We start from the raw sequence: 16,569 nt of genomic DNA, 5'->3' as shown, positions 1-16,569 counted from the left end.
CAAAGGCAACAGCAACAGCCGCGCGCTGTGGGTTGGGGTCGGATCCGTTTTCCGAAGGAAAACGGATCCGACCCCTTCTTGTTTTCCGATACACCTGATCCACGCATGGCGTGGATCTACTGCCGTCACCGGGAAATTGTCGGAGGCGGGGAGGGGGCCGATGGCGGGACCGTCCACGGCATGGATGCCGTGGCCGAGCCTACAGGGACGTACTTGCGGCGTGTCCCGCCATCGGCCCCCTCCCCGCCAAACCAGCAGAAATCCAGAGCCGCTTTTGAAGTTGTTGTTGCCGTTGCTTGAAAAAAGCGGTGCAGCCGCAGGCTGCAAAACCCCCTCAATCCTGATCGTGCGCGCGCGCTGCCTCCGCCTGGGTTTCCTCCTGCACCGCCATCTCGCGTGCAATCCACGCATCGATCATGTGCCGCTGGCGCTGTGCCTGCCGCCGCTCCCGGGTGTATTCCTGGTCAAGCACCCGGTACAGGGACACCATCACAAGAAGCATCAGCAGCGCGAACGGCAGCGCAGCGATGGTGATCATGCCCTGCAGCGCCTCCAGTCCCCCTGCCAACAGCAAGGAACCCGCCACGAGCGCAATGCCGACACCCCACGCCACTTTGTGCTTGCGCAATGGCTCGCCCGCGTCGTCCGTGGACATGCTGGCCAGCACAAGTACCGCAGAATCAGCCGAGGTCACGAAGAAGATCATCAGTAGCACCAGCGCAATGCACGACAGCAGCAACGGCAGCGGCATGCTGTCGAACATGGTGAACAGCACCGTTTCATAGCCGTTGCCCAGTGCCTGCAGCAGGTCGGCCTGGCCGAAGATCTGCATCCAGATCGCGGTGCCACCGAACACCGAGAACCAGAAGAAGCCCAGCAGCGTCGGTGCCAGCACCACGCCGATCACGAACTCGCGCACGCTGCGCCCGCGCGAGATGCGCGCGATGAACGAACCCACGAACGGTGCCCAGGAAATCCACCAGGCCCAGTAGAAGATCGTCCAGTCCGCGACCCAGGTGCTGGACGAGAACGGTGACATGCGCAGGCTCATCGTCACCAGCTGATTGAGATAGGAGCCCAACGTCGTCGTGAAGGTGTTGAAGATCGCGCCAGTCGGGCCGAGTACCAGCACCAGCGCGAGCAGCAGTGCAGCCAATGCAAGGTTGAAGTTGGACAGCCATTTCATGCCGCGGCCGACGCCGCTGAGCGTGGACGCCATGTACAGTACGAAAGCCACTGCGATGATGGTCAGCTGCAGCGGCACGCCCGCCTGCACGCCGAACACGTGTTCCACGCCGGCCGCGATCTGTACCGTGCCGAAGCCCAGTGCTGTAGCCACGCCAACCGCGGTGGCGACGACCGCGGAGATGTTGACCATATGCCCGATCCAGCCACGATGGTGACGGCCGATGATCGGTTGCAACATATCGCTGATCTGGCCACGGCCGTTGCGGTTGAACTGGAACCAGGCCATTGCCAGCCCGATCAGCGCGTAGATCGCCCACGGGTGCAGGCCCCAATGGAAGAACGCATAGCGCATGGCGGCGCGCGCGGCGTCCATGCTTTCGGGCGCCAGCCCCTCCGGTGGCTTGCTGAAGTGCGAAATGGGCTCGGCGGCGCCCCAGAACACCAGGCCGATGCCCATGCCGGCAGCGAACAGCATCGACATCCAGCTGGCACGCGAGAACTCGGGCTCGGCATCTTCGCCACCGATGCGCAGGTTGCCGAAGCGGCCGAAGGCCAGGTACATCAGGAACACCAGCGCCAGGAACACGACCAGCAGGTACAGCCAGCCGACACTGCGGATGACCTCGGCCAGCATCGACTGGACCACGGTGTTGAAGGGACCGGGTGCAACACCGGCGAGCAGCACCAGCAGCAGAACCAGTGCAATGGAAACGCGAAACACCATGAAGGGGCTTCTCCGATCAAAGGATTGAGGGGAGCGAGCAGAGCTTGCTGCGAGGGGCCGGCGACATGCAGCACAGACCGGGCAGGGGCCGCGAAGGCGGCGAGGAAACACCGGCCGCAGCGGCACGATGCGCGTGCACGTTACTGAATGCGATGTCACGGTTCTGTTAATACAGAAACAGCGGATCCACGCCGTGCGTGGATGGAACAGCCATGGACTGCAGCACGTTCTATGCTCTAATGCGCACCAAGAAGCGGGGGTACCGGGCCATGTGGCCACGGTTGAGACAGTCCCTTGGAACCTGATCCGGCTCATACCGGCGTAGGGAAGCTTTGCAATGCAGCCATTCCCGGACTCCGCCCAAGGACCGTCCGGGCGCGGTCGCAGTGCGCCGCCGCTTCGTCCCTGACCTTCCTGGACGATGCCCGATGAACGCACAGCACTCCGCCCTGCAGCAACAGGCCCAGCAACTCTCCGAATCCGTGACCCGGCCCATTCCCGGCTCACGCAAGATCCACGTGCCCGGTTCGCGCCCGGATCTGCAGGTGCCGATGCGGGAGATCGCGTTGACCCGCACCCCGACGCTGTTCGGCGGCGAAGAGAATGCACCGGTCACGGTCTACGACACGTCCGGCCCCTACACCGATCCGGGCGTGCGTATCGATCTGTCCGCCGGCCTGCCGGCACTGCGTCGCGGCTGGGTGGAGGAACGTGGCGATACCGAGCAGCTCGAAGGCCTGAGTTCGTCGTTCGGACGTGATCGCGAGCATGACCCGAAGCTTGATGCCGTGCGCTTCCCCGCGCGCAGCCTGCCGCGTCGTGCACGGGCAGGCGCGAACGTCACCCAGATGCACTACGCGCGCCGCGGCATCATCACCCCGGAAATGGAATTCGTTGCCATCCGCGAGAACCAGCGGCTGGAAGCGATCCGCGATGCGGGCCTGCTGCAGCAGCATCCGGGCGAGGCGTTCGGCGCCTCGATCCAGAAGATCATCACCCCGGAGTTCGTGCGGGATGAAATCGCGCGCGGCCGCGCGGTGCTGCCCAACAACATCAACCATCCGGAAAGCGAGCCGATGATCATCGGCCGCAACTTCCTGACCAAGATCAATGCCAACATCGGCAACAGCGCCGTTTCCTCGGGAATCGCCGAGGAGGTAGAGAAACTGGTGTGGGCGATCCGCTGGGGCGGTGACACCGTGATGGACCTGTCCACCGGCAAGCACATCCATGAAACCCGCGAGTGGATCATCCGCAACTCGCCGGTGGCGATTGGTACCGTGCCGATCTACCAGGCGCTGGAGAAGGTCGATGGCCGCGCCGAAGCACTGACCTGGGAGATCTTCCGCGATACGCTGATCGAGCAGGCCGAGCAGGGTGTGGACTACTTCACCATCCACGCCGGCGTGCTGCTGCGCTACGTGCCACTCACCGCCAAGCGGGTGACCGGCATCGTCAGCCGCGGGGGCTCGATCATGGCCAAGTGGTGCCTGGCGCACCACAAGGAGAATTTCCTGTACACGCATTTCGAAGAGATCTGCGAAATCATGAAGGCCTATGACGTGACCTTTTCGCTGGGTGACGGCCTGCGCCCGGGCTGCATCGCCGATGCCAACGACGCCGCGCAGTTCGGTGAGCTGGAAACGCTGGGCGAGCTGACGAAGATCGCCTGGAAGCACGATGTGCAGACCATGATCGAGGGCCCCGGCCACGTGCCGATGCAGCTGATCAAGGAGAACATGGACAAGCAGCTGCGTGAGTGCGGCGAGGCGCCGTTCTATACGCTGGGGCCGTTGACCACCGATATCGCACCGGGCTACGACCACATCACCAGCGCGATCGGCGCGGCGATGATCGGGTGGTTCGGCACGGCCATGCTCTGTTACGTGACGCCGAAGGAGCATCTCGGCCTGCCCAATCGCCAGGACGTGCGCGACGGCATCATGGCCTATCGCATTGCCGCGCATGCAGCCGACCTGGCCAAGGGCCATCCGGGCGCGCAGGTTCGCGACAACGCATTGAGCAAGGCGCGATTCGAGTTCCGCTGGGAAGACCAGTTCCACCTTGGCCTGGATCCGGAGAAGGCCAAGGAGTTCCATGACGAGACGCTGCCGAAGGATGCGCACAAGCTGGCCCACTTCTGCTCGATGTGCGGCCCGCACTTCTGTTCGATGAAGATCACCCAGGATGTGCGTGACTACGCCGAGGCCGGCATGAAGGAGAAGTCGGAGGAGTTCCGCGCGGCTGGCGCAGAGGTCTACCACCAGGGATGACGAGTAGCCGGGTGCCGGCCGCTGGCCGGCAGCCGGTTGTGCGGGGGCCGGGAAGCGTGCTGGCCAGCGGCCGGCACCACCGCTCATCACGCCTCTCCCGGCTATGCTCCGCGCATCACCCTGGGGAAAGGACACCATGCCTGTTGCCATGACCACCCGTTGGCTGGCCATTGCCCGCCGTCATCCTTCGGCCTGGCTGCTGGGTGCCCAGTTGATCGCGGTGCTGCTGTACCCCGCGCTGGACGACACCGCTGCCGGCCGCGCGGCGCTGGGCATGTTCGGCATGGCGGTACTGGGCCTGGCGCTGTGGGTGGTGCAGCGCAGCCCGCTGGGCACCTGGCTGGCACTGGTGCTGGCCATCCCGTCGGTGGTGTTCTCGCTGGCCGGTGCATTGCTCGACCGCAGCGCATTGCTGACCACCGCGCAGTTGCTGGAGAGCCTGCTGTACTTCTACACGGCCGGCGCGCTGATCGCCTACATGCTCCAGGACCACAAGGTCACCCGCGACGAACTGTTCGCCGCAGGCGCGACATTCACCTTGCTTGCATGGGCATTTGCGTTCGCATTCGCGGTATGCCAGCAGTGGTACCCGGGCAGCTTCCAGGGCACCGGCGGAGGCGCGCAGCGCAGTTGGATGGAGCTGCTTTATCTCAGCTTCAGCTTGCTGTCTGGCGTCGGCTTGAGTGACGTCGTGCCGTTGCATCCACAGGCACGCGCACTGGTCATGCTGGAGCAGTTTTCCGGCGTGATGTACGTGGCTTTGGTGGTTTCGCGGCTGGTCGGATTGACCATGTTGCGGCGCATGTGAAAATGAACGCCAGATAAAAATTTCGCGCCCGATAGGGCGCGAATGATGTCGCAAATTATGTGAATGCGTCGGCGAGAGAGAGCCTGATGTCGACCACGCGATAGGCGAGGTAACTTGCATAGGCTAGTATTCGCGCGCTCGATTGTTTTTGCGGTATGCGCCGATGCTTTGTGCGGAGTCTGGCTTTTCGCTGTTCCCAGGACGGGGCGGTATCGAAGGCAAACACTGCCCGGGACCTGTCTCTACTGTGTAGCAGAAAATGAACAGCAGCGAAATCCAGCCCCCGGTATCCGATCGGATACGGATAGGAGAGTGCACCGTCACTCTGTCCTCGCGCGAAGTCGAGGTCGTCGGCGCGCGTCGCCCGCGCCGGCTGACGCCGAAGGCGCTGGGCGTGCTGCGCGTGCTGCTGCGGCAGCCGGGCCGCGTTGTCACCCGCGACGAGTTGTTCGCCGAGGTATGGCCGGACACGCTGCCGACCAACGATGTGCTGACGCAGGCCGTCACCCAGCTGCGCAAGGCGTTCAGCAACGACGACGACAACGGCCAGGCCTACATCGAAACCATCGCCAAGACAGGCTATCGGCTTCTGGTCCCGGTGCAGGTGCTGGACGATGCCGAGCCCGTGGCCGCAGGCGTCCGCGACGACGAAGGCATGGCCGCGCAGCCGGTGACCACTGCTGTGTTGCCTGCACATCCACAGGCAGCGCGCCGCCGCTGGCGCCATATCCGTCGGCGCGTGCTGCTGGCGCTGGGCGTGTTGATGCTGGCCACGCTGCTGGTGTTGACCACGCTGCTGCTGCGCCGTGCACCGGCCGGCAGTTCGCCGGTGGAGGCTGCCGTGGAGAACGGTACGCGGGTGATCGGCAGCCCGCAGCGGCCGTATCGGTTGATCACCGCGACCAGCGGCTTTGAAACCTATCCCACGCTGTCACCGGACGGTTCGCTGGTGGCCTATGAGGGCGCCAACGAGGATGGCAACGGCGGTGGCGCGATCAAGCTGCAGACCTCCGGCAACGCGCCGGCGCGCCAGTTGCTGGCGCCACCAGCCGGTGCCGTCGATCGCTTCCCGAACTGGTCGCCGGATGGTCGCGAAATCGCCTTCGCGCGGTTCTACGCCGACGGCGGATGCCAGGTACTGATCGCCAGCGCCACTGGTGGCGCGCTGCGCCAGGCCACACGCTGCGATGGCACGGAGCTGCTCAGCTTCGACTGGACGCCGGATGGGCGTGGCCTGGTGTTCGGCAGCATGGTCGGTCGCTACGCGCACCGTGGCATCCGCGTGCTGGACCTGGCCAGTGGCCAGTGGCGCGCGCTGGCCTACAGCGTCGATCAGGATGACTTCGACTACGCACCGCGTTATTCGCCTGATGGGCAATGGCTGGTGTTCGTGCGCAACCCGCAGCTGGGTGATCTGTGGCGGGTGCCGGCCGCGGGCGGTACGCCCGAGCAGTTGACCGATGAAGCGGCAGAGCTGCGCGGCTGGGCCTGGCTGGACGATGGCCGCACCATCGTGTTCGGTCGTCGTGTCGACAGCGAGGCGCGGCTCTATTACCTGGATGTCGAGCGGCACACGTTGCGCGATGCCGGCCTGGATGATGCGCAGTGGCCAGCAGTGTCGCGACGCGGTGGCATGCTGGCGTTCGTCCACCGGCGCGCGCAGTTCGGCGTGTTCAAGGTGCCGATGCAGGGCAGCGGCACGCCCGAGCGCCTGTTCGCCTCCAGTGGCCGCGATGGGCAGCCGATGGCAGCGCCTGATGGCCGCCAGCTGGTCTTCACCTCCGATCGTTCCGGCAGCTTCGCCCTGTGGTGGGCGGACATGCAGCGACCGGATTCGCTGCGTCCCATCGAAGGGCTGCGGCCGGAGGCGCGGCAGGCGCCGGACTGGTCGGCCGACAGCCGGCAGTTGCTCGTGGTTGGCCGCGATGCGCATGGGCGCACGGTGCTCTATGAAATCGCGCCACGCGATGAACGCCTGCAACCCTTGCCGGTTCCGGCCGAACAGCCGTTGCAGGCACTGTATGGCGCCTCGCCGCAGCAGCTGTTTGTGGTCGAGCGCGATGCCGACCAGCGCACGCGGTTGAGCCTGTTCGATCGCAGCGTCCAGCCCTGGCGCCGCTTGGCCAGCATCGATGGGGTGTCGCAGGCGCGCTTTGACCGGAGCAGTGGCCGCGTGTTGTTCACCCGCTTGGCCGCCGGAGGCCTGTGGTCGGCGGATGCCGCGTTGTCCCCGGCCAGCGTGCAGCAGATCAGCGATGACCGGCCCAGCCGCTGGCGATACCGGGCCTGGACCGTGACCGGCAACAGCGGCATCGGCTACCTCGGTACCTCGACCACGTGTGGCACCACCTTCGTGCGCATCCAGCCCGGCCGCGAGGAGGCGGAACGCTGCCTGGACGCAGAACGGCTCAGCGCCGGCAACGGGCTCAGTGCCAGCGCCGATGGAAAGGACCTGTTCGTGGCGATGGCGGTCAGCGATGGCGCTGACATCGGCGTGATGCGGTTGCCTGAACGCCCGCCTGCACTGTTCCCCGCATTCTCCAAGTTGTTGTTGTTCAAGGGAAATGGGCCTTCGTAATTTCTTCGTCGGGATCTCGTCGCGAATTCGTGGCGATCTCGTCGGACCTTCCTGACGCGGTGCCGCCTGATTTGGCAAAACGGAGTCCTGTACTAGGCAAATCCGTGGTGCCCCCATGCGTCAACTCTCGCTGGCCGATCGCGGCCAAACTGTTTCCCTGGACCGGTCGCTCGACGACGTCGCACCGACCTGCCTGGGCGTGGCCCGGCTGGGCAGCCTGCAGACCGCCGGCTCCAGCTTCACTGTCTGGATGCAGGTGCGTGGCAGCTCGTGGGTCGAGGCCAAGGAAGGGCGCTTCCGCCTGCGCCAGGGCGAGTGGATCGCCTTCGAGAAGGAATCGCGGCCGCTGGTGCAGGCCGGTCGCAACGGGTTGTGCGTCGGCCTGAACCTGAACATCGAAGCGCTTCGCGTGCTGACCGAGATGGCCGACTGCGGCCTGTATGCAGGTCGTGGCCGGATGAACCGTACTGATGCCCGCGTGGCGCTGCGCCTGTGGCGCGATGCGCTGGCCAGCGGCCAGCCGGCGCAGGCCCTGCGCCCGCTGCTGCTGCACCTCGCGGGCCTGCAGCGTGGCCTGGCCGACAACGTGCAGCGCTGCCCGGGCCGCTCGCGCAGCCGCAAGCGCCAGGTGTTCGGCCGCATGCAGCGCGCGCGCCTCTATCTGGAAGGCAACAGCCACCGGGTGGTGCGCATCGGCGAACTGGCCGAGCTGACCAACTTCTCCAGCTGGTACCTGTCCAAGACCTTCCAGAGCCTGTACGAGGAAAGCCCGCAGTCGCTTTCGGCACGACTGCGCCTCGAACGCGCCGCTGATCTGCTGCGCGACACCGACATGATGGTGGGCGAGGTCGCTGCCGCCAGCGGTTTCGACAACTGCTGCAGCTTCGCGCGTGCGTTCCGCGCCCGCTACGGCCAGTCCGCATCGCGCTTCAGGGAGAACGGCGGCTTGCTCCCGCCACAATCCGCAAAGTCTCCGGTTGGTTCGCGCAAATACAGCGCTGCAACGCAATCGTAACGTGCTGGGGTGTTTTAACACGCTGCTAACACGTACCTTGGAGAGATTGATGAACGTTCGTAATCCCGCAGTGCGGTTCGGCTTGCTGCCGGCCGGCATTGCGCTGGCGCTGGCGCCGGCCTTTGCTTCGGCGCAGGAAGCAAAGGGCACCACCGACCTGGACCGCATTTCGGTCACCGGCTCGCGCATCCGCGGCGCCTCGGTGGAAACCCAGCAGCCGATCCTGACGATGACCCGCGAATCCCTGGAAAAGCAGGGCTTCTCGAGCGTCGCCGACGTGCTGAACAACCTGACCTCGGCCGGCTCCCCGGCCATCTCGCGTTCGGAGTCGCTGGCTTCGGGCGAGAACGTGGGCGGCTACTACGTCGACATCCGCAACCTGGGCGCCCAGCGCACCCTGGTGCTGATGAACGGCAAGCGTCTGGGCGCAACCACTGCGGGCTACCAGGATCTGAGCCAGATCCCGATGTCTGCCGTTGAGCGCATCGAAATCCTGAAGGACGGCGCCTCGTCGATCTACGGTTCCGACGCCATCGCCGGCGTGGTCAACGTGATCACCCGCAAGAACTTCGACGGCGGCGAAGCCAACGTCTACGTCGGCCAGTACGGCAAGGGCGACGGCGACACCGAAACCTATTCGATGACCCTCGGTGCCCGCGGCGAACGCGGCAGCCTGACCCTGTCGGCCGAGTACTCGAAGCAGGATCCGGTGTGGGCCAAGGACCGCTGGTACAGCCGCGACGGCTCGCTGGGTCCGAACTCGACCTCGGCCACCTGGAGCCCGATCAGCCAGAACGGCAGCTGGTGCAACCCGACCCAGGTCAACTGCGGCGACTCCAAGCAGGCTGTCTGGAAGACCCTGAACGCCGGCGGCAACCCGAAGAACCCGAATGACTACCATGTCATTACGCCGGACGAATTCGCCAACTCCAACGAGCAGATGACCCTGCTGACCGGTGTGAAGCGCAAGTCGGTCTACATCAACGGCACCTACGACTTCACCGATTCGATCAGCCTGAACACCGACGTGCTCTACAACGAGCGCCAGACGTTCCAGCAGATCGCCGGCTACCCGTTCCAGTCCAACTCCTTCGGCACCCCGCTGGAGGGTTCGAGCGCCTTCAACCCGGTCGGCCAGGACGTCAGCTTCCGTCGCCGCCTGTGGGAAGTGCCGCGTACCACTGACAGCCAGCTCAAGACCCTGCGCTTCGCTCCGACCCTGACCGGCTTCTTCGAGCTGGGCGGCAAGACCTTCGACTGGGACGTCGGCGCGCTGTGGAACCGCAACGAGTCGATCAAGAGCAACCGCGGCGACATGAGCCTGATCGCTGCAGGCCAGGCCCTGGGCCCGTCGTTCATCGATGCCGGCGGCGTTGCACGCTGCGGCACCTCGGCCAAGCCGATCCTGGGCGACTGCCGCCCGTGGAACCCGCTGCTGCCGTACGGCGTTGATGGCCAGGGTTCGCTGGCGAACCAGGAGCTGCAGGACTTCCTGTTCCCGACCTTCACCACCCGCGGCGTCACCAAGACCACCAGCTTCACCGCCAACCTGTCCGGTTCCATCGTGACCCTGCCGGCCGGCGACCTGGGCTTCGCGCTGGGTGTCGAGCACCGCAAGGAAGAAGGCAATTACGTGCCGGACGCCTTCGCGCAGTCGGGCCAGTCCACCGGCCTGGGCCAGAAGCCGACCCGCGGCCAGTACGATCTGAACGAGGTCTATCTCGAACTGAACGTGCCGCTGCTGGCCGACATGGCCTTCGCCAAGGAGCTGACCCTGAACGTTGCCAGCCGTTACTCGGACTACAGCAACTTCGGTGGCACCACCAACAGCAAGTTCGGCCTGACCTGGCGTCCGCTGGATGAACTGCTGGTCCGCGGCACCTACGCCGAGGGCTTCCGCGCTCCGACCATCAGCGACCTGTACGGTGGCCTGAGCTCGAGCTTCGAGTCCTACATCGATCCGTGCGGCGTGAACGCCCCGGGCAGCGTTGCCGGCAATGCCGCGTGCACCGCCGCTGGCGCTCCGGCCAACTATGTGCAGCTGGGCCAGGGCAACCTGCCGTGCTCGACCCTGCCGTGCCAGTCGGGTGACCAGTTCGTCTCGGGTGCCAACCCGAACCTGAAGCCGGAAACCTCCAAGAGCACCACTTTCGGCCTGGTGTGGAGCCCGCGCTGGGTGCAGGGCCTGGACGTCTCGCTGGATTGGTACAAGTACGAAATCAGCGACATGATCATCGCTGACAGCGTCGACCGCATCCTGCGTGACTGCTACGTGCTGGGCAACTCCGAGCGTTGCTCGAGCGTGACCCGTGCGGCTGACGGCCACGTCAGTGCGATCACCTACGGCACCGCCAACCTCGGCAAGATGGAAACCGAAGGTTACGACCTGGGCATCAAGTACCGCCTGCCGGAACTGGCCATCGGTCAGTTCAGCATCGACTGGACCACCAGCTACACCGCCAAGTACGACGAGCAGGGCCAGAACAGCGCGGGTGACAACATCATGATCGGCCGCGTCGGCGAGCCGGGCCTGTTCCGCGTGCGTTCGAACCTGGGCGTCAACTGGCAGTACGGCGATTTCGGTGTGAACTACACCGCGCGCTACTACTCCGGCATGAAGGAAAGCTGCATCTCGCTGGCTGATGGCTGGTGCGATGCGCCGAACCACATGGCCAATGGCGAAACCGATCCGCTGCGTCACACCGGCTCCAACACCTTCCACGACCTGCAGGTCAGCTGGAAGGCACCGTGGGATGCGACGATCGCCCTGGGTGCGAACAATGTGTTCGACCACAAGGGTCCGCTGCAGTACTCGGCTCCGAACTCGGCGTTCGCCTACTACGGCGGCTTCGATGTGGGTCGCTTCCTGTACATGAAGTACACCCAGCGCTTCTGATCCATCGAAGTGCGGTAGCAACACGAGGAGGGCGGGCCGCTAGGTCCGCCCTCTTTTTTGTAGGGGAATTCCGGAAACTGTTGGAAGGTGAGCGCAGTCACGGTCCCGTCGTGTCGCAATCGACACAGTCAGGAGGTCCAATACCGGACGCTCGCATGTGGAGAGGGGTATGAAGAACACGTTGCTGCGCCAGGCATCGGCGGCTGCATTGATCTATGCAACGCTGGTGGGCGCGGTGTTCGCGCAGGGCCTCGGGGTCTGTGGTGGCGGGCTTTATTGCGAAGAGTTCCGCCAGCAGTGCCTGGCCAGTGGCAAGTCACCGGTCATCTGCGAGTCGCAGTACCGGCGTTGCGTGCAGGATGCCTGCGGTACCCGCTGACATGGAAAGGGCGCACCGTGTGGGTGCGCCCTCTGTCGTCCGGACATCATCCAGCACGCTCAGGCGTCGCTGGGCACCAGTCCCATCAGTGCATTGGCGTGCTCGCGCCATTGCGGCAGCTTGTTCAGCACGCCTGCACGCTGCAGGTAGTCCTCGTCCACCGGATCGCCATTGACCAGCGCCAGGGCCACGTGCACCGCGCCGGTCACCCAGAAGCTGCGGGTGTTGGCGCGCTGCGGCTGCAGGTGGAAGGCCACCGCTTCGATGATCGGCATCGGCAGGCCCCACAGGCCCAGCAGGTAGGCGCCGGCCTCGGCATGGCCTGGGCGGGCATCGCCGGCCAGCGCGGGCTCGCTGCGCTCGTTGCGCACGCCGGGCAGCAGCAGGCCGATGTCGGCCAGCAGTGCGGCGGTCGCCCCCAGTTCGGCGCTGGACTCGGGCAGCAGGCGTGCGGCCAGCCGGGAGGCGAGCAGTGCGCGCTGCTGCAGTGAGTTGCGCTCGGCAGCCGACAGCGTCGGCGCGGAGAACACTTCGCTGGCCAGCACCAGGTCACGCAGCGTGGCCAGGCCCAGCCGGGTGACCGCGGTGCGCAGGTCGGCAATGGTGCGGCCCTGGCTGAAGAAAGCCGAGTTCGACAGTTGCAGCACCTTGGCCGCGATGGCCGGATCGGCGGCGACCAGCTTGGCCACATCGGCACTGTCGGTATCGTCGTCATGTTCCAGGGCCTGGGTCAGGCTCAGGTACAGGTGCGGTGGCGATGGCAGTTTCTCGATACGGCCGATGGCATCGCGCAGGCGCGGGCTGTCCAGCACTTCGCGCAGTTCTTCCAGGCTGGTCAATGCCTCCAGCAGCACTTCCGGCGCCAGCGGCAGCGGCAGGAAGCGGTGGGCGACACCGATCAGGCGCGCCGGCGGCGGGCGGTTGCCATGGTGCGCATCGACCAGCGCGATGCGGATGGTTTCCGGGCGCAGTGTCCGGATCTGGCCCAGCAGCGTGGTGGCATTGAGATCGGGCAACTGCGGGCAGACGATCACCGCGTCCACGCCCTGCGTGGCCACCGCGGTCATCGCGGTCTGGCCATCGGCGGCGGTCAGCGGCTGCCAGTCTTCCCCAAGATCGGCAATGAATTCGGTCAGCTCAGCTGGCAGGCTGGCTGCATCCCCAACAAGCAGAATACGCACGACACGTTCCCCTGGCTGTCTCGACGATGGATGTCGATGACGTGTGAAGTGACGCAATTTACCTAATACGGCAGCAAGAGTGATGTGCCGTCGTCATGAAACGTGACCCGCATCGCTCCGGCAGGGTATCGCCGGAGCGATGCGGTTCAGGCTCAGGCCTTGCTGTCGAGATGGCGCTGGTGCGCCTCGATCAGGATCTGCTTGGCCTCAGCGGCGCCACCCCAACCGTCCAGCTTGACCCACTTGCCCTTCTCCAGGTCCTTGTAATGCTCGAAGAAGTGGCCAATGCGCTCCAGCCAGTGGCTCGAGACCTGGGCGATGTCTTCGACGTGGGCGTAGCCGCTGAAGATCTTCGAGACCGGCACGGCCAGGATCTTCTCGTCGCTGCCTGCCTCATCGCTCATCTTCAGCACGCCGACCGGACGGCAGCGCACGACCGAGCCCGGCACCAGCGGCAGCGGCAGCACCACCAGCACGTCGGCCGGATCGCCGTCGCCACACAGGGTGCTCGGCACGTAGCCGTAGTTGCACGGATAGCGCATCGGGGTGGACAGGATGCGGTCGACGAAGATCGCGCCGGTTTCCTTGTCCACTTCGTACTTCACCGGCTCCGAGTCCTTCGGGATCTCGATGATGACGTTGATTTCTTCCGGCGGGTTCTTGCCGGGCGAGACGAGTTCCAGGCCCATGGTGTGCTCCAGGTGGGGATATAGACGGATAGCTCACCATTTTATGCCTTTGCCGGGCGCTGTGCAGGGTAGGGCAGGGCCGACCTGGGTGCTCGGCCATGGCGGAGGAGCCAGAGCGGGGTTTCCCGATGGGTTCGACCCGGCTCCCCCGGCAGGCTGGACGTCCTTGCCAAGGAGACTTGCCATGAACTGGAACCGCTTGGGCTGTTGTGCCTTGCTGCTGCTGGCGCCGCTGCCCGCGCTCGCGCGCGGGTTGCATGTCAACCTGATTGACTATCCCTCCGACGAGGCCGGATGGGACCGTGCCTTTGCGCTGGAGGACGCGGTCGCCGGCGAATTCGCCGCATGGTGTGCCGACACCTTGTGTGAAGGTGATTACAGCAACTACCGGGTGATGGAGTTCCGCTGCGCCGTGCTCGCCCACCGCGGCACCGTGCAGCGCTGTGTCTGGGTGGTGGCCGCCAGCGAGCTGGAGGTTGAGCCCGACACGGGACACGTGCGGATCGACAACGGGAGCTGGGTCTGTCCGGTCGAAATGCAGCCCGGGGTGCCCGTCGACGCGTTCTACGCCTCCCTGGAAGCGCCGGGCGGCCTGACCGCGCCTTTGCCTGGGCTTGACCACGGCATCTTCGATGGCTTGCCTGAATGCCTGCGCACGCAGGGGAGGGTGGGCTGATGGGGAGCTTCCGTAGATGCTGGCTGTTGTGTGGCGTGCTGTCTGTCAGCCTGCCGTGCGCCGGTGTCGCGCAGGCTGCGCCTGCGTTCGTCGATGCGCGGGATTACGCCGGCCCGGGGGGCGGCCACGAGCGTTTCCTTGCTGCCGAGCGGCAACTGGTGCGTGGCTTCGATGAGGTATGTGGCGATACCTTCTGCGAGGGCGAGTACATCAATCTGTGGGCCATGCGCCTGCGCTGTTCCGTGGACCAGGCCACGGGGGTGGTTGTCCAGTGTGTATGGACCTTCGCCGGTAGCAACACCAGGGTAAAGCCCAGCGGCCTGATCACGGTCAACCGCGGACGCTATGCCTGCGTGCTGCCGCTGGCAACCGGAACACGCCTGGAAACCCTGTTGCAGGTGTGGGAAACGGGGGACGGGTTCGATGCGTTGCACGCGCCGCTGCCCGGCACGAAAGCCAATACCTACGACGCACTGGTTGATTGCCTGTAGTCCCGGCATAGACAAGAATGTGACTTATTCGCATTGCCGGAGTAGCATGCGCGGTGCCTCCCGTCTGTCGTCCCGGCTCCGCGCATGCCCTCCAATGCTGCCTCCCTCACTGAGCTGCTGATCCGCGAGCGGCCCGCGCTGCTGCGCCGGGTGCAGCGCATCCTCGGGGGCGACAACGGCGCCGAGGACGTGATCCAGGCGGTCTGGTTCAAGGCGCGAGGGGTCGATGACAGCCAGGCGATCGACAATCCGCGGGCCTATCTGTATCGGCTGGCCGCCAACCTTGCCACTGACCACGGCCGCGAATCGAGCCGCCGCAACCGGCTGCTGGCCGACCACTACCTGTGGGGGGGCGACGAGGTGATCTCCACCGAGGAGCAGGCCATGGCACAGGATGAGCTGCAGCGGGTGCTCGATGCGGCGGGTCACCTGCCGGAGCCGACCCGCACCATCTTCCGGCTCAACCGCCTGCAGGGCCTCACCCAGGCCGAGATCGCACGCCGCCTGGGGGTGTCGGTGACCACCGTCGAGAATCATGTGCGCTCCGCGCTGCAGCGCCTGGCCTGGGCGCGCAGCGGTCGATGAGCGCGCCGGCTTGGGGCTGGCCTTCGCGCAGACGTCTTGATCACTGGACCGTGGATGCGGTCTAGTTCCCCCGCCTGCGCTTGAATGCGCCTGTCCGCCAGCCGATGAGCCCGCCGAACATGCTGCCCGCTGCCAATGATGATGCCCTGGCCGAACAGTCCCGGGACTGGATCGCGTGGCTGGCCTCGGGTGACATCAGCGATGCACGCATGCAGGCGTTCGAGCACTGGCTGCAACAGCCGGGGCACCGCAGGGCCTTCGAACACGAGCGCGCGTTGTGGCGCAGTGTCGGGCCGCGCCCACAGGCCGCCGGGGCCAGCGGACGGCGTGGGCCGCATCGACTGCGCTGGGCGATGGCTGTGGCGGCAATGCTGGCGATGCTGGTGGCATGGCCGGAGGCGTGGCTGCGCCTGCAGTCCGATCATCGCAGCACGCATCAGGTGCAGCACGTGCGGCTGCCCGATGGCAGTCGGGCGGTGCTGGATGCGGACAGTGCGATTGCCGTGCGCTTCGATGCGGACGCCCGCGAGGTCGAGCTGCTGCGCGGGCGCGCCTGGTTCGAGGTAAGCCCGGATGCACAGCGGCGTTTCAGCGTGCGCGCCGGCAATGGCCTGGTCGAGGACATCTCGACCGCGTTCACCGTGGCGCGTGGAGACGAGGGGGTGGAAACCCAGGTTGGGCAGGGCAGGGTGCGCGTGGCCAGCCCGGCCGACGGTGGCTGGACCTACCTGCAGCAGGGGCAGCGCGCCGTCTACACTGAACGTGGCGGGGTCATGCGACGGGCTGACGTGACCGCCGACAGCGTCGGCGCCTGGCGCCAGGGCGAGCTGCTGCTGGAGCAGGCCAGCGTCGCCGATGCGGTGCAGTGGGTGGGGCGCTATCGCGCGGGGCCGACCTTCGTGCGCGGTGATCTGTCACGTCTGCCTGCAGTGAGTGCTGCGTTGCGCATCGACCGCCCGGAACAGGCGCTGGATGCGCTGGCGGCAACGGCAGGTCTTCAGGTTACTCGTCTTCCATTCGGCGTCGCCATCGTGCAGTAGATCCACGCCACGCGTGGATGAGCGTCCCTGTGCCGACCAACGGTCG

General features: G+C 65.8%; 13 protein-coding genes and 1 riboswitch. Of the genes, 10 read left to right on the top strand and 3 right to left on the bottom strand.

Annotated elements, in window-relative coordinates; translation table 11 throughout:
• Positions 1-334 precede the first annotated feature (334 nt).
• On the bottom strand, positions 335-1,912 hold the full coding sequence (locus ACM0PK_RS04585) for a BCCT family transporter (RefSeq protein ID WP_414607452.1): 1,578 nt from the start codon (positions 1,910-1,912) through the stop codon (positions 335-337).
• Between the two features lie 245 nt (positions 1,913-2,157).
• A riboswitch (TPP riboswitch) is annotated at positions 2,158-2,258 on the top strand.
• Positions 2,259-2,340: 82 nt separating this feature from the next.
• Here ACM0PK_RS04585 and thiC point away from each other — a divergent pair.
• The 6 genes from thiC to ACM0PK_RS04555 all read left to right on the top strand — a co-directional run bounded on the left by thiC (position 2,341) and on the right by ACM0PK_RS04555 (position 11,861).
• A complete protein-coding gene (gene thiC, locus ACM0PK_RS04580; protein ID WP_414607453.1) occupies positions 2,341-4,185 on the top strand; it encodes a phosphomethylpyrimidine synthase ThiC in 1,845 nt (614 codons plus the stop codon).
• Positions 4,186-4,321: 136 nt separating this feature from the next.
• Positions 4,322-4,993, top strand: coding sequence for an ion channel (locus tag ACM0PK_RS04575; RefSeq protein WP_065196438.1), 672 nt, complete (start codon positions 4,322-4,324; stop codon positions 4,991-4,993).
• 259 nt (positions 4,994-5,252) lie between these two features.
• Positions 5,253-7,571: a winged helix-turn-helix domain-containing protein gene (locus ACM0PK_RS04570; protein WP_227837588.1), complete on the top strand. Its 2,319-nt coding sequence runs from the start codon at positions 5,253-5,255 to the stop codon at positions 7,569-7,571.
• A gap of 115 nt (positions 7,572-7,686) precedes the next feature.
• Positions 7,687-8,586, top strand: coding sequence for a helix-turn-helix transcriptional regulator (locus ACM0PK_RS04565; protein ID WP_053497516.1), 900 nt, complete (start codon positions 7,687-7,689; stop codon positions 8,584-8,586).
• 49 nt (positions 8,587-8,635) lie between these two features.
• A complete protein-coding gene (locus tag ACM0PK_RS04560; RefSeq protein WP_061479548.1) occupies positions 8,636-11,482 on the top strand; it encodes a TonB-dependent receptor in 2,847 nt (948 codons plus the stop codon).
• A gap of 169 nt (positions 11,483-11,651) precedes the next feature.
• The gene (locus ACM0PK_RS04555) at positions 11,652-11,861 is read left to right on the top strand and encodes a hypothetical protein (RefSeq protein WP_014648325.1); all 210 of its coding nucleotides are present in this window, start codon (positions 11,652-11,654) and stop codon (positions 11,859-11,861) included.
• A 59-nt stretch (positions 11,862-11,920) separates the two neighbouring features.
• Here the strand turns inward: ACM0PK_RS04555 and ACM0PK_RS04550 are convergent, their stop codons facing one another.
• Together ACM0PK_RS04550 and ppa are read right to left on the bottom strand one after the other, a co-directional pair.
• Positions 11,921-13,042 (bottom strand): HDOD domain-containing protein, encoded by a 1,122-nt coding sequence (locus ACM0PK_RS04550; protein ID WP_069139245.1) that lies wholly within the window; start codon positions 13,040-13,042, stop codon positions 11,921-11,923.
• Between the two features lie 152 nt (positions 13,043-13,194).
• Positions 13,195-13,731 (bottom strand): inorganic diphosphatase, encoded by a 537-nt coding sequence (ppa, locus tag ACM0PK_RS04545; protein ID WP_005410935.1) that lies wholly within the window; start codon positions 13,729-13,731, stop codon positions 13,195-13,197.
• A 184-nt stretch (positions 13,732-13,915) separates the two neighbouring features.
• Between ppa and ACM0PK_RS04540 the strand changes: the two genes are divergently transcribed.
• The 4 genes from ACM0PK_RS04540 to ACM0PK_RS04525 all read left to right on the top strand — a co-directional run bounded on the left by ACM0PK_RS04540 (position 13,916) and on the right by ACM0PK_RS04525 (position 16,523).
• On the top strand, positions 13,916-14,407 hold the full coding sequence (locus tag ACM0PK_RS04540) for a hypothetical protein (protein WP_005419076.1): 492 nt from the start codon (positions 13,916-13,918) through the stop codon (positions 14,405-14,407).
• A 35-nt stretch (positions 14,408-14,442) separates the two neighbouring features.
• Positions 14,443-14,898 carry a hypothetical protein gene (locus ACM0PK_RS04535; RefSeq protein ID WP_414607454.1) on the top strand — a complete coding sequence of 152 codons (456 nt, stop codon included), beginning with the start codon at positions 14,443-14,445 and terminating at the stop codon, positions 14,896-14,898.
• 84 nt (positions 14,899-14,982) lie between these two features.
• Positions 14,983-15,483: an RNA polymerase sigma factor gene (locus ACM0PK_RS04530; RefSeq protein ID WP_134971412.1), complete on the top strand. Its 501-nt coding sequence runs from the start codon at positions 14,983-14,985 to the stop codon at positions 15,481-15,483.
• A 104-nt stretch (positions 15,484-15,587) separates the two neighbouring features.
• Positions 15,588-16,523, top strand: a complete 936-nt coding sequence (locus ACM0PK_RS04525; protein ID WP_134971410.1) for a FecR family protein — start codon at positions 15,588-15,590, stop codon at positions 16,521-16,523.
• Positions 16,524-16,569 lie beyond the last annotated feature (46 nt).

This window comes from Stenotrophomonas sp. FR010 (assembly GCF_047520755.2).
Lineage (GTDB): Bacteria > Pseudomonadota > Gammaproteobacteria > Xanthomonadales > Xanthomonadaceae > Stenotrophomonas > Stenotrophomonas sepilia.
The sequence above is the reverse complement of the archived record's forward strand: the minus strand, read 5'-3'. Positions and strand labels throughout refer to the sequence as shown.